Below are 13,846 nucleotides of genomic sequence, written 5' to 3'. Positions count from 1 at the left end.
CCGCTGCAGGCGAAAAAACCTTGCAGCGGCCGTTGCCGGCAGCCTAGATCCACCCGCGCACCATCCTCGCGCGCATCACCCCCGCGCCCCACCCCGCGTGCACGCCGGCTCTACACCTCTACACGAGTACGAGGTTGTCGCGGTGCACGAGCGGATGCGCGTATTCGTCTCCGAGCAGACGCCGCAGCTGCGCCGTAGTGCGGCCGAGCATGTCCGGCACCTCCTCGGAATCGTAGGCGACAAGCCCGCGCGCCAGATGATTGCCGGCCTCGTCGTCAATCCACACCGCATCACCGGCGGAGAAATCCCCGCGCGTCTCAAGTACGCCCGCGGCGAGCAGGCTCGCCCGCCCTGCGCGCACGGCCGCAGCCGCACCGGCGTCGGCGACGAGCGTGCCCTGGGGATGCGACGCGAATTTGATCCACAACCGCTTCGCCGAACCGCGGTGTTTGACCGGCGCGAACGCGGTGCCCACGTTGTCGCCCATCAGCGCAGGTCCAGCGTTCGACGCACAGGTCATGACGGCCGGGATGCCGGAGACCGCCGCCATGCGCGCGGCCTCGAGCTTCGTGACCATGCCGCCGGTGCCGACGCCTGAACCGGTGCCGCCGACACGGATCTCGTCGATCATCGCCGTCACATTCGGCACGAACGTAATCTTGCGTGAGCCCGGCTCCTTCGGCGGCGCCGTGTAGAGCGCATCCACGTCGGTGAGCAGCACGAGCGCATCGGCGCGCACCATGTTCGCGATGAGCGCGCTCAGGCGATCGTTGTCACCAAAGCGGATCTCATTGCTGGCGAGCGCATCGTTCTCATTGACGATCGGCACAACGCCGAGCTCGAGCATCGTCGCCATCGTCCGGCGCGCGTTGCGGTACTGCTGCGGCTGCATCGTGTCGCCGGCAGTGATGAGCAACTGCCCGACACGCACGCCGTAGCGCCCAAACGCAGTCTCGTACTGCGCCATGAGCAGCCCCTGCCCGACCGACGCGCACGCCTGCTGCGTCGCCACGTCGGTCGGTCTTGACGCGAACCCGAGCGGCCCGAAGCCCGCCGCGATCGCGCCCGACGACACGAGGACAACGTTGGCACCGGCGAGGCGTACGCTCGCCACCGCGCCGGAAAGCGCATCGAGCTTGTCCACATCGAGATGCCCCGACGGCTGCGTCAGCGAACTCGACCCGACCTTGACGACGATCGTCTTCGCCGCCGCGACCGCGCGCCGCGTTTCCTCGGCCGTCCAATCGCCGACCGTGAAACGTCTATCGTCGTCCACCGAGACCGAAGCGATTCCCGTTCCATCCGTCACGCCCGCAGCCGATTCCTCGCCCGCAGCCGAACCGTCTTCCGCCTGCAGCCGACTTTCGGCTCCAAGCTGACCGTCGCCGCCCGTCACGCTTCGTCTCCCCGCGAACCCGTTCGCCCCGAACCCGTTCGGCCCGAACCGTCATCCGATTCGTCCTCATACTCCTCGGGTTCGCCTCGGCCGAACAACGACGTCTCGTCGTGCCGGTCGTCATCGATCGACGGATCCGCCCAATGGCCAGCCTCGCGTTCCGCCTGCATCGCGGCGCGCACGGCGGCGCGCGCGTCCATCATCTCGTGGTACTGACGGCGACGTTCCGCATTCGTACGGCGCCGCGCACGCGTGTCCTCCTCCTCAAGGCGAAGATCATGGCCACGCGAGCCGAGCTGCGTGCCGTCGAGCATCTCCGCGCCGGCCGCGATCGTCGGATCCCAATCGAAGGCGACGGCGCGCGCGCCGCGTCCGATGCGCACTTCGTCTCCCGGCTTGGCACCGTTCTTTCTGAGCGCATCCTCGACGCCGAGTTTCGCGAGACGGTCCGCGAGGTAGCCGACGGCCTCGTCGTTGTCGAAGTTCGTCTGCACGACCCAACGTTCCGGTTTCGTGCCGGTGACCGTGTACCAGTAGTTGCCGTTGCCGTCTTCTTCGCGTTCGATCGTGAATTCCTGCACGTCGCCGTTGCGTCCGTTGCGCCGGCGCGTCCCCGCTTCCTCGAGCGGCTTGATGACGACGCGTTCCTCCTCGGCGCTCGCCTCACGCGCGGCGACGTCCTTGCGCATCTCGGTGACGAGGTTCGCGAGCGCGAAGTTGAGTTCCTTGAGGCCTTCGTGCGACGCGGTCGACACGATGTACACCGGCAAATCCATCTTCTCGAATTCCGGCTTGACGAATTCAGCGAGTTCCTTCGCCTCCGGCATATCGACCTTGTTGAGGATGATGACGCGCGGGCGTTCGGGGATCGGGATCGCCCCGAGCGGCAGTTCGAGCTCCTCCGCGTATTCGGCGAGTTCCTTTTCGAGCGCGCGGTAGTCGGCGACCGGGTCGCGGTTCGGTTCGAGCGTCGCGCAATCGATGACGTGCGCGATGATTTCGGTGCGTTCGATGTGCCTCAGGAACTGCAGTCCGAGCCCTTTGCCCTGCGACGCGCCGGGGATGAGCCCCGGCACGTCGGCGATCGTGTATCGCATATCGCCCGCCTGCACGACGCCGAGGTTCGGCACGAGCGTCGTGAACGGATAGTCGGCGATCTTCGGCTTCGCCGCGGACATGGCCGCGATGAGCGACGATTTGCCCGCCGACGGGAAGCCGACGAGCGCCACGTCGGCGATCGATTTGAGCTCGAGGATGACGTCGCGCTCTTCGCCGGGTTCGCCAAGCAGTGCGAATCCCGGGGCACGACGCGTCTTGTTGGCGAGCGCCGCGTTGCCGAGGCCGCCCGCGCCGCCTGCGGCCGCGACGAATTCGTCGCCGGCGTGCCGCAGATCGGCCAATACCTCGCCCGGACGCTTCGGCTGACCTTCCGCTCCGCGCGCGGTGAACACGACGGTGCCGACCGGTACCGGCAGCCGCAGATCCGCTCCTTGCGAACCGTCCTTCGTGTCGCCGAGGCCCATCGTTCCGCTCTCGGCGGTGCGATGCGGCATGAACCGATAATCCAGCAGCGAATTCGCATTCGGATCGGCCACGAAGATGACCGATCCGCCGCGCCCGCCATTGCCGCCGTTCGGCCCGGCCAGCGGCTTGTACTTCTCCCTGCGGATGCCCGCCGACCCGTTGCCGCCGTCTCCGCCCTTCACATGCACTGTCACTCGATCTACAAAGTCACTCATAACCGACCATTCTATAGGGGCGTCGCTATCTCGACACCGTCCGCATGCGACGCCCGTCGCCTGCCGGTATGCCGACGGTGCAAATCGCCGACAGCATGGGTCGCCGGACGGCGATGACTGCCGCGCAAGCCACCGTCAATACGTACACTGCGTAACCTGCGCAATTCGCATAACTAGCACACTCCCGAAGCCGCCGCTCCGACTTCCTATGCGTAGCTCCACCCACACACCACCAATCAAGGCACCCCAAACGGCATTCCACAGGTGACCACACCCACAAACAACCACCCACACCACCACCGACGGCACCTCACACTCATCACTCAACCACGCCACGCCCAGCCACCGCCTACTCACACCCCCGCAAACGCAGGAAGGCCCCCGCCAAACGGCGGAGGCCTTCCAAAAGTCTGTGCTTACGCGATCAGTGGAATCACTCAGCGACGACGTCGACGACCTTGCGATCGCGGCGAACACCGAAGCGAACCTGACCATCGGTCAGCGCGAACAGCGTGTGGTCCTTGCCAACGCCGACGTTCTTGCCCGGATGGAACTTGGTGCCGCGCTGGCGAACGAGGATGTTGCCGGCGACGACGGCTTCACCGCCGAAGCGCTTCACGCCGAGGTACTGAGGATTTGAATCGCGACCGTTACGCGAGCTGGACGCGCCCTTCTTATGTGCCATTTCTAATTCCTTTCAGTGTCTGACTGCAGTCTTCCGATGCCGATCCGTATCTGAGCGAACTCAGGCGATCTCGGTGATCTTGACGGCGGTCAGCTTCTGGCGATGGCCCTTGCGACGAGCAACGCCGGTCTTGTTCTTGAACTTCTGGATGCGGATCTTCGGACCCTTGGCCTCATCATCCACAACTTCCGCCTTGACGGTGATCTTCGCGAGATCCGCCGCCGCAACGGTGACCTTGGAGCCATCCACGACGAGCGCAACCGGGAATTCCACGGTTTCGCCATTCTTGGCTGCAAGACGATTCACGAGGATCGTATCGCCGACCTCGACCTTTTCCTGATGGCCGCCGGCCTTCACAATCGCGTACATATTCGTTCCTTTATTCACTTGGGAAGCTTACTGTCCGGCGCGTGCGAGCCTCGCGGCCAGACACCAGCAATCTAATATACACAGTCCCATGAACATCCGTTGACCGTCCGCGACACGCCGATGATACTCGCCGATGCCACACACCGTCATCATCCGACGCTGCCGCGCTGCCCAACGTCTGCATTCCCCTAACCTACTCCCGCCAGCTGACCATCCCCAACCACCGCACCCATCGCGTAGCAGTTCACGCCGTATTATTGGAATTATTGGGCCAATCCCCGCGGCCATGCCGAAGTCGATTTCGCCATCGAGCGATATGGCGCCATCCATCCGATCGAGGTGCAGGCGGCGATCAATCTCAGAACCAAGAGCCTGCATGCCGCCTGCGACCGATTCCATCTTGACCGTGCCTTCCGCATAGCGATGACCGATTACCGATGACCGATTACCGTGACAAAGGCTGATCGCCGACTTCCCGCTCTGGGCCGCCACCGGCCTGCGCGTTATCTGGAGCAAGGCATCCCCCTATCTCCGATTTTGGGGTGGGCAGGTCGGGTGACTGGCCCTGTTTTCCTTGGATTTCCAACGCCGCTTTCGCTCCAACGATACGATTAGCGGGAAAAACCCACCCCAAAATCGCAGATACGCGCAGCACATGTCTACAGGCACGCCGATTGCGCCAACCATCTCGTGCTTTCTCGTTTTCCGCCCCGCAGCGCTCTGATTCATCAGCCTATCTCCCGACTATCTCAGCTGAAGAGGAGCATTTTCTCGGGATACCCCATGTATACCCCCACTTATTTCCGCGCCGCGCCATAGACGCTACCCGCCATCTACAGAGAAAATGCTCCTCTTCAGCCGAGATACCACCCAACCAACCTAGATGGGACCCGCAAAGGGCCGCCAACCACCGAACACACCCAACCACCAACCGCAGAGCACTCCCCAAACAACACCCCAAATACCAAAAAGAGGGAAGGCCACCCTCCCGGATGGCCTTCCCTACCAATCGGCGTCAGCCGCTGCGATCACTTCGCGCAGCTCACGCTTCCTTCTTGCGGCTCTTCACGATGAGCAGCACGCCAAGCACGAGCGCCGCTCCTGCCACGACGACGACGAGCGCGATGTCGGCACCGGTCTGCGCCGGCGGCTTCTGCGGCGTGACCGGCGGAGCCGGCTTCGTGTTGGTGATCGTCACGCTGGCTTCATCCTCAGCGGTCATGTCGTAGTCGGAGATTGTCGTGTACCCTGCCGGCACGTCCTTCTCCACGACCTTCCAGTCGTTGCCGGATTCGAGTTCCGCCCACGTATGCTGCCAGTTGTTCGCGTCGGACAGTTCGATGGTCTCCTGGCTTTCACCGTTCTTGAGCAGTTCCACGGTGATCGACTTCGGGCGATCGTTGTTGCCGGCGTCCTTCCAGACCTTCTTGACGTTGAGCGTCTCGGTCTTGATTTCCGGCACGACGCAGTCGCTCTTCGGTTCGATGTTGACGACGCGCTGGTTCGCCCCGTCTTCGACGTGCACGTTCGGCAGCGCGACGAGCATTGCCGAACTCGCGCATTCGAGCGTCTTTTCGACGAGGCGCTCGGCGGTGACGAGGAACATGCCGTCGCCGACCTTTTCGAAGGTGACGTTGCCGTCCGCGTCGGTCATCGCGCTTGCCGCCGGCTTCGTGCCGTTGACGTCGATGTAGCCGGCGAGCGTGTTCGCCATGTCGCGGAAGGTCTGCGGATCGGCGTTGAGCACATCCCAGTTCACCGGATACTGTTCAGCGTCGGCGAAGTCGCCGATCGGCTCGTAGCCGCCTTCGTTCGCCCACTTCGCCACGTTGTAGACGTGGAATACGACGCCTTCGAGTCCGGCGCTGTCGTGCGCATAGTGGACGTTGATGGTGCCCTCACCGTCCCCTGCAACGACGGTGGCCGCCAGATCGGTGCGGTCATCGGTCGTCGTGATGGAGTCTTTGACGTCCGTGTCCGTGGCCGTGTCGTCCGCGTAGACGTTCGGCAGGCCGATGGCGAAGCTTGCGATCAACGCGCCCGCGCACAGCGTTGCCGTGGCGATGCGGCTGCCGAGGGTAAGCCGTTCCATATTGTCCCCCTTGGGTTGGTGAGGTGTTCTTTCTTCTCTTGGTTCATTATAAGTGTTGCGATGACGGGTCTGCGTCAACGGCCCGCATGCTTGACCTGTGCGCCGGTCACGGCGTCGCGTCCGCGTTTGCGGCTGCGGTGCACGATGAGCCAGATGATCCAGAGGATGAACATCACGATGGCGAGTGCGATGCCGGCGATGATGAGCGTCCGCTGATTGTCTGCTTTGTCGTATGGTGTCTCGTCTGCGTTCGCCGGCGTCGGAATCCGGTGTCCGCGTACGAGGAGTCGGTGCGAGTTGACACCGTATGGTGTGCAGGTGATGAGTGTCGCGTAGTCCTGGTCGGGGTCGAAGTCGAGGTCCCGCATTTCGTTCGGCAGCACGGTGCGTATCTGATCGACTTGATACGTGTAGGTGTCGTCGAGGATGTGGAATGCGAAGGTGTCGCCTTCCTTGAGGCTGTCGAGTCCGGTGAAGAGTTTCGCCGATGGCAGTCCCGTATGTCCGGAGATGGCCGTGTGCGTGTCTTTGCCCCCTACGGGCAGCGACGATCCGGCGAGGTGTCCGCCGGCGATCTGCAGCACGGTGTCTTCGGTGCCGTGGTAGATGGGCAGTCGCACTTCGAGTTTCGGGATCGTGATGTATCCCATGATTCCGGTGCCTGAGACGTCAAGCGTCTTGTTGTACTGGTCCATCTGCTCGTCGGTGAGGTGCCAACGGTCCGGCAGCGTGTTGAGTTGTTCGTTGTAGGCGTGGGCTTGGGCGAGGAGGTCCTTCTTCTGGTCCGCGCTCATGTCTTTGACGGTTTCGACGTATCCGGCGACGGCGCGTGACGCGTGCATCGTGTTCCACCAGTTGGCGAAGGTCGGATAGACGAGAAGCCCGATGCCTCCGAGGAGGACGAGGGCGAAGAGCACGATCATGATGTTGAGTCCGACGTTGCTCTTCTTTGTTGTTGTGGTTGTTGTGGCGTTGTCAGTGGCGTTGATGGTCTGTTCCTCCATAAGGATGCCGCCCGTCGATTCCTGTGCGGAGCCGGCGGGCGACGTAAGGGATGAGGCATCGATACTACCGTCAGTCTGGGATTCCAGATTGGCCGAGTGTTGATTCCTCATGTCACCTTTCCTTGTGGGGTGTCACTCAGGCCTGACGGCGACGGAGCGCAACCGCGAGGCCGATGCCGGCGATCAGGACGATCGCAGCGCCAGCGACGTACAGCACCGTGGTGCCCATGCCACCGGTCGACGGCAGCTCGTTGCCCGACTTGTTCTCGATCTTGGTCGAGATGGAACCGGTGCTCGCGGTGCCGGTGAACGTATCGCCACCAGCAAGGCTGTTCAGCTTCGGATCATCAGAGCTGATCTGATGGTCAGCGGTGACGGTGAACTCAACATCAGCAGCCGTGTTGTAGCCTGCGGGCGTGTACGTTTCGGCGAGCTTGTAGTCGCCGGCGTCGATGCCTTCCCAAGCGATGGTGTACTTGCCATCAACCTTGACAACGGACTTCTCAGCGGAGGCTTCCTTGCCGTTGGTGTACGGGACGTACGTACCATCAGCGTTCTTCTTGTACAGCGTGAACTTCGGCAGGTCGCTCTCAGCCGGAGCACCGACGTCGAAGGTCTTCTCGACATCGAGCCTGTAGGTGAAGACGGTGACCTTGTCCGTCGGGGTGTTTTCGGTGTTGCCGGTGCCGTCGTGGTTGCTGTTGTTCGAGAACTCGAGATAAGCCTCGTTCGGGTTGCCGTTGGAGCCGATGACAGCGCCAGTGTTCAGCTTCGCGGTGTAGCGAACGTAGACGGTCGTGTCCTTGTCGACCAGCGTCTGACCGTCGGTGTTCAGCGAAAGGATGTCGGCGATGCCAACGGTGAACGCACCATTCTCGCCCGGCGTCAGCGTGAAGCTGGATGTGACGTCGGTTTCCACACCGCCGTTCGCAACGACGACCTTAAGATCATTGTTGCGGGTCAGACCCGTCGACAGCGTATCGTGGAAGACGTAGTTGAAAGTCTTGAAGGACGTCAGGTTCGCAGGCAGCGTGCCGGCCAGCTGGAACGGAACATCATCGCCGATGTTGTAGTCGGCGGAATCAATCCACTGCTCGGCGGTCTGACCGTTGGAGGTATCGTTGTCCTGGACCTTCTTGACGAGGGTCACGGTGCCGTTCTTGACGGCAATGTTCGCGTCCTTATCAAGCGCGGTGTCCACGATGAACGAGGAATCGGTGTTCGCAGCCGGGGCGCCGTTCACCGTCTGGTTGAACAGGTAGTAGCCACGCGGAATGCCGGTGAAGGCGAGCGAGTTGCCGGCAGCGGTCTCGGCAAGATCAGCTTCGATACCATCCGTAGTAATCGCATCCATGACCTTCTTGGCAAAGGCACGAACATTCTGAGAATCGGTGTTGGTGGTGGTGTCGCCAGTGCTCAGATTCTTAATACCATCAACGATCTGCTTGTCGGTGACGTTACCACCGGTCAGGCCAAGCGCGGTCTTCAGCACCGCTGCGTACTTGGTGTTGACTTCATAAGCAACCGAAGTGCCGTTGACGCCGGTGACGTTGAGCAGGCGATAGGCCTTATACTGATCACCCGAAACGGTGCCGGTCAGCGTGATGTTGCCGGTACCAACCGGGGCTGCACTTGCAGAGGTGGCACCGATGAAACCGGTGGCGGCGATCGCAGCGGCGGAGACCGCGGCGGCGAAGCCCTTCCAAACCTTCTTCATGTTATCTCCTTGGATTGGTTTATGAATTTTTGATTCATAAATCGGTTTTTACTTCCCCCCAGCAAAGAATCGTTATTGATTCAAGCAAGGGAGGTACCGTCTCGCGATAACCGATCGGACGGCACCAAATCTTTAATTGTTGTTCATCGTTGACTAGGTTTTGTTTAGACACGTTTCCGCGTCGCTATCGCATAGCCTAGCATCGATATCGCTGTCAGCGCAAACCCGACCAGCACAATCAGCGTGTTGCCCTCGCCGCCCGTAGAAGGCAGCTCAAAGCCCGGCGTGTTCGGAATCTTGTTGCCGTTTTCCGCACCCTGAATGGCGATGTTCTTCTCCACATTGTCTTTGGACACAGTGAACGTGTAGGTCTTGTCGGACGGATAAAAACCATCAGGGGCCTTCGTCTCAACGAGCTCATAGTCTCCCCACTGCAGGTTCTGCATCTGGAATACGCCGGCACTCGGATGATGATCATAAGTCCAAGTCGGCTGATTATCCGGCTTTCCGGGGACGGAACAAGCGGCAGGGGTAGTCGTGCAGTCGATGACTTTATACCACTCAGAGTAATTAACCGTATCTTCAGCCTTAAACCTGACCTTCCATTCAGAGCCAGCAAGCAGTTCACTAGTGTCCTCGGAATTGACCTTGGTCCAGTTTACGCTGCCGGTCTTGCGATTGTTCGGCGCGACATTATTATTCACAGATTTTTCACCAGTGCCGTTGAAGGAACCAGTCTTGTCGTAGCTCGTCCCGTTGCCCTTGTTCCAGGCAACGCCAGAGGTGTCGTCAGGAGCCTGCGTGCTGAGCTCGAAGTAGTAGTAGACGTTCTCCGGAAGTTTGTAGCCCTCAGGAGCCTTCGTTTCGGACAAACGATACTTGCCGATCGCAAGACCCTTCAGCGTGAACTTACCCGCCTCATGGTTCTTGTCGGAGCTCTTGCAACCGGTCGCCGCATCCGCCTGGCAGTCCTCGATCTTTTCGATATTGGTCGCATATGCACCGTTATCGAACTTCTCGAGCTTCCACTCAGAACCAGCAAGCGGATCGTTCGTGGCATCGGAATCGTTCTCCGAATACCCGGCGTCGATCTTGTCCCAGCTGAACTCGGTCAACTTATCGGAAATCCATGCAACACCGTTTTGATCGACATGGTTGGGATCCCAGGTCACAGTGCCGTTCTGGATGGTGATCGTATATACCTGAGGATTCAGGTAGTAGCCTTCAGGAGCAGTGTGTTCCTTAAGCTTGTAGACGCCATCAGGAAGGTTCTCCAGCTTGAATCGACCTGTATCAGGATCAGCATCGGCCCAAGCCGCATTGGATGCATAAGCCACGTTTTCATCGGACAGCGCCGCAACCGCAGTATCTTCCGGCACGTTCGCATCATCTACTGGGGTAGACGACGCCGCACGCTTAGGAGCCTGATTCCGGACACGAGTGGTGGCACAGGACGGGGCGCCCGCGGAGCCTTTGCCGGCTTCGATCTTCCAAGCTGCCGCACCTGCAGTAACTGTGCTTCCGCTGTTAATACCATATGTACCTTTATCCGACTGGAGGTCAGTAATGGTGAACTGCTGGCGATTCTTATATACGTAGCCCACAAACCAGTTGCCGCTGCTTGTGCATGACTGCATCTTCTCAGCCTGGACTACATCCCCATCGGCCTTAAAGGTCACCGAATTCACGCTAGGCCACAGAATATAAACAGCAGTCCGGGTCGTGTCTTCCGTGACATTCACGGTAACGGAGGCTTGCTTCCCTCCCGCCGTTGCAGTCACAGTAGACCTACCGACGACGTTTCCCGTGACAGTGACGGTTCCATCCGCGTTGGTAGTGAGCGTGACGTTAGCATTGTCCGTTGACCAGGTTGCACTACCTGCAGGACGAACAACAGCTTCAAGCTTCACGCTGTTGCCTACTGTCAAATCAATAGACGTCGCTGGCTGGGTTTCACCAGACTTGTAAATCTCAACGCTATCGACATTCGGAGCCAGCGGTGTAAAGCTCACGGTAGCCGTAATGGACGGATTTGAGGTCGAAGTCGCAGTCAGTGTAACAACTGTCGTCCCATCACCATCACGAACAGAAACGGTACCGTCCTGTTCAACGACCGCCAGACTTGGTTGATCAGAGGACCAGTGCACGCCATTAGGCGCACCCTCCGGGGTCACCGAAGTCGAGAATTTCAGCGTGGACGGAGACGAAACAGTTCCGATATTCTGTCCAGTGACATTGACGCCCTCAGCATTCTTGATCTCAATGCCCTCAACGCCAGCCGTGACATCATCGATGACCGTCCAAGTCTGTCCGCCATCAGAGGAGATTTGCCAGGAAGAGCTCGGAAGTGGTGTATGGGAAGTGTCGCCTTCGGCATACTTACCCCACTTGATTTCGGTTCCGCTGTTCACAGGGGTATTGATGATTGCTTCATCATCGGTCAAATCTTTATCGGCATTTGAGCCATTAATCGGATTACCATGCTGATCCCACACCTTGGCGATGGTCGTATTCGGCGTATCGCCGGAATGGGTAGTCTGAATGAGATAAATGTTATTGTTCGGCTCGTGATCCTGCACATGACCGTTTTCGCGGAGATAATAGTTCTTGTCCGGAACTAGGCTAGTCACCGAAATAACGCCCTCAGTCATATTCCAATCACCGGTGCCGTTATCGGTCACCGTAGTGATCGGATTCTGCTGTGCTTTTGCATCTTCAAGGTTACGGTACAACTTCCAGCTACTTCCAGGAAGAAGAGTCGAACCGTTGGACTTTTGCCACTGGATCACAGACGCTTTCGTGGAGACGGAACCGGTCCAAGGAAGATTATGGCGTTCCTGATCCATATCAAGCACGGACGAGGTCACACCTTCGATTTTATTGAAGTATGCTGCCCCCTTCGGGTTGTTCATCATGAAGTCTTCGCCGACCCACACACGACCATTAGTCGTGACATGGCTGTCAAAGCTACCGTTGGGAACAAGAATGCTGCCTAGCATGGCCGCAGCAGGATCATCGCCCGCGCATCCCCTGTTGTAATTGGTGTTGGTGCCACAAGCGATATAACCCCAATCATTACCAAACGCACCATCATCCTTGCCGGCGGCACCTGTAGAACCGGCATAGTACTGGCCACCGTTGATGGTTACCAGCTTGGCGTCTGCAAAGTTCCACATGATCGAGCGAGCAGCATCGACATAGGCCTTCTGGATATCTTTATTGCCTTCCAGATAATAGCCATTCCCGATTTGCTTATCTCCCCACCAGAAACGCCAACCGGTGTTGAACTGCACATCGCCACCGGTCACATTGATGACGATAGAGGCTCCTTCAGGGATATCAGTGAATTTGAAATCGACACCTCCCTGAGTACCATTGCTCAGCAAGGTGTTCTCGATGTTGAAAACCTGCAGGTTAGAAGTGCCATCACCCTTGAAGGTGATCAGCTTCTCGCTTGCATTACCAGAATTATTCTGGAAGTTAAAAGAATAGCTAATACCATTCTTGTTGCTATAGCTATAACGGTAATACGTGACATTTTCAGCAGGCGCCGTGCCCACTTTCACCGTACCGGTGGAAGCAAGCTTTTTGAAGGTGTCGGAATCACTCTGAATCTCCTCAGTGTATCTAGAACGATTAACACCATTCACGCTATTCAACGGATTGGTTGCGTTCCAATCAACAAGGCCATCTCCTCGCCAAGCGCCCTGATTACCTCCAATTGAATCACGGTCACCTTGCTTAAAAACGCCTCGGAACTGCCCAATCCCCGGCTGGTAACCATCTTTATATCCTTGAGAGAAGGTTGTACTGCCGACAATTTTTGCATTGTAACTCGCCTCATTAGTGGCGGGCGTCCATGTATCCAGACCATTCCACGTAGCGGTCTTGCCAATCCAACCATTATGGTTCCAAGCGCCAACATTGCCGGTTACGCCGCCGGTCGTCATCGACTGGATATTGGAGCCTTCACCAGCGACAACAAGAGCGGTGCTATCAGTTGTCGGTCGGAACTGTGCGCCGAAGCCAGCGATACCGAAACGGAAGCCCTGACCGCCCGAGAATCCAATGCGGGCACCGGCATCACTCCACTTACTCGTCGACCAGCTGTCCTTGATCTGATTGATGGCCAGCTTACCTTTGACAATAGTCAGGCCCTCAGCCTCAGCCGCATATGAGGCCGTAGGCGCACTAGTGTAGTCATAGAAACCTCTGTCGTTGGCGCCACCTGATTTATTGCCATTCAAGGTAAGATTGCTACCCGCCGGACGACCGCCAACATACATGTCGCGTCCGACCCATGTCGCAACGCCAGTATCAACCTTGAGGTCGGACATGTCATCGCCAAGCTGAATGTCCCCCGGCTTATAGAAGCCCGACTCACCCGGCCCCAAATCGGTAGGATCCGCGGCATACGCCTCACGCGCGGGCATCAACGCGGGAACGGCGGTGGCGAACATCATCGCTACCGCCGTGAATGCAGCGAGCAGGCGGGGCTTGGCCGATGTGGCATCCCCGCGGCCGCTCCCGTGCTTCATCCTCATAGGTTCTTCCCCTTTTGCTCTTTCCCGGGCCGAGGTGGACCGAAGTTCCTCTTAAGTGCTTTCTGGCATTGCCGACCAGCTGGATGCTGCGGTGAATCCGTCTGCAATCCTTCGCAGTCGCATCCCTCCTCTACCGGTGGCAACGCCTTCGTTTCACATCTGTACTGCATTTTACCCGAAGCTGAAAGGTAATGCGTACATCCAACAAAACTGAACCGCTTAAGATGCACTCCTCAAACGTTTGCATCGGCGTTTCGCCGTGGGAATGAGTCGGGCATCGGCAGCAGTTGCGGTCTGTGG

8 protein-coding genes are annotated in these 13,846 nt (G+C 59.1%); all 8 read right to left on the bottom strand.

All coding sequences use genetic code 11. From position 1 onward, the window contains the following. Nucleotides 1-118: 118 nt before the first annotated feature. The 8 genes from proB to BCHO_RS08995 all read right to left on the bottom strand — a co-directional run bounded on the left by proB (nt 119) and on the right by BCHO_RS08995 (nt 13,546). Nucleotides 119-1,276: a glutamate 5-kinase gene (gene proB, locus BCHO_RS03250; RefSeq protein WP_024541049.1), complete on the bottom strand. Its 1,158-nt coding sequence runs from the start codon at nt 1,274-1,276 to the stop codon at nt 119-121. A gap of 116 nt (nt 1,277-1,392) precedes the next feature. Then, nucleotides 1,393-3,135: a GTPase ObgE gene (gene obgE / locus BCHO_RS03245; protein ID WP_024541050.1), complete on the bottom strand. Its 1,743-nt coding sequence runs from the start codon at nt 3,133-3,135 to the stop codon at nt 1,393-1,395. A 433-nt stretch (nt 3,136-3,568) separates the two neighbouring features. Beyond that, nucleotides 3,569-3,820 carry a 50S ribosomal protein L27 gene (rpmA, locus tag BCHO_RS03240; protein ID WP_024541051.1) on the bottom strand — a complete coding sequence of 84 codons (252 nt, stop codon included), beginning with the start codon at nt 3,818-3,820 and terminating at the stop codon, nt 3,569-3,571. Nucleotides 3,821-3,880: 60 nt separating this feature from the next. Beyond that, on the bottom strand, nt 3,881-4,189 hold the full coding sequence (gene rplU / locus BCHO_RS03235) for a 50S ribosomal protein L21 (protein ID WP_024541052.1): 309 nt from the start codon (nt 4,187-4,189) through the stop codon (nt 3,881-3,883). A 1,042-nt stretch (nt 4,190-5,231) separates the two neighbouring features. Beyond that, nucleotides 5,232-6,281 (bottom strand): Cna B-type domain-containing protein, encoded by a 1,050-nt coding sequence (locus BCHO_RS08745; RefSeq protein WP_024541053.1) that lies wholly within the window; start codon nt 6,279-6,281, stop codon nt 5,232-5,234. A gap of 74 nt (nt 6,282-6,355) precedes the next feature. Next, nucleotides 6,356-7,396: a class C sortase gene (locus BCHO_RS03225; RefSeq protein WP_237743027.1), complete on the bottom strand. Its 1,041-nt coding sequence runs from the start codon at nt 7,394-7,396 to the stop codon at nt 6,356-6,358. A gap of 25 nt (nt 7,397-7,421) precedes the next feature. Further along, a complete protein-coding gene (locus tag BCHO_RS03220; RefSeq protein WP_024541055.1) occupies nt 7,422-9,002 on the bottom strand; it encodes an isopeptide-forming domain-containing fimbrial protein in 1,581 nt (526 codons plus the stop codon). Between the two features lie 164 nt (nt 9,003-9,166). Then, the gene (locus BCHO_RS08995) at nt 9,167-13,546 is read right to left on the bottom strand and encodes a SpaA isopeptide-forming pilin-related protein (RefSeq protein ID WP_081707971.1); all 4,380 of its coding nucleotides are present in this window, start codon (nt 13,544-13,546) and stop codon (nt 9,167-9,169) included. Nucleotides 13,547-13,846: the final 300 nt, after the last annotated feature.

The organism is Bifidobacterium choerinum (genome assembly GCF_000741135.1).
GTDB classification, from domain to species: domain Bacteria; phylum Actinomycetota; class Actinomycetes; order Actinomycetales; family Bifidobacteriaceae; genus Bifidobacterium; species Bifidobacterium choerinum.
This window is presented reverse-complemented; position numbering and strand designations above follow the sequence as displayed.

What these genes read in the sequence shown, in the direction of transcription:
- rpmA (WP_024541051.1), bottom strand. Translation starts at nt 3,820, where the DNA reads ATGGCACATAAGAAGGGCGCGTCCAGCTCGCGTAACGGTCGCGATTCA.
- BCHO_RS08745 (WP_024541053.1), bottom strand. Translation starts at nt 6,281, where the DNA reads ATGGAACGGCTTACCCTCGGCAGCCGCATCGCCACGGCAACGCTGTGC.
- rplU (WP_024541052.1), bottom strand. Translation starts at nt 4,189, where the DNA reads ATGTACGCGATTGTGAAGGCCGGCGGCCATCAGGAAAAGGTCGAGGTC.
- BCHO_RS03225 (WP_237743027.1), bottom strand. Translation starts at nt 7,396, where the DNA reads ATGAGGAATCAACACTCGGCCAATCTGGAATCCCAGACTGACGGTAGT.
- obgE (WP_024541050.1), bottom strand. Translation starts at nt 3,135, where the DNA reads ATGAGTGACTTTGTAGATCGAGTGACAGTGCATGTGAAGGGCGGAGAC.
- BCHO_RS03220 (WP_024541055.1), bottom strand. Translation starts at nt 9,002, where the DNA reads ATGAAGAAGGTTTGGAAGGGCTTCGCCGCCGCGGTCTCCGCCGCTGCG.
- BCHO_RS08995 (WP_081707971.1), bottom strand. Translation starts at nt 13,546, where the DNA reads ATGAGGATGAAGCACGGGAGCGGCCGCGGGGATGCCACATCGGCCAAG.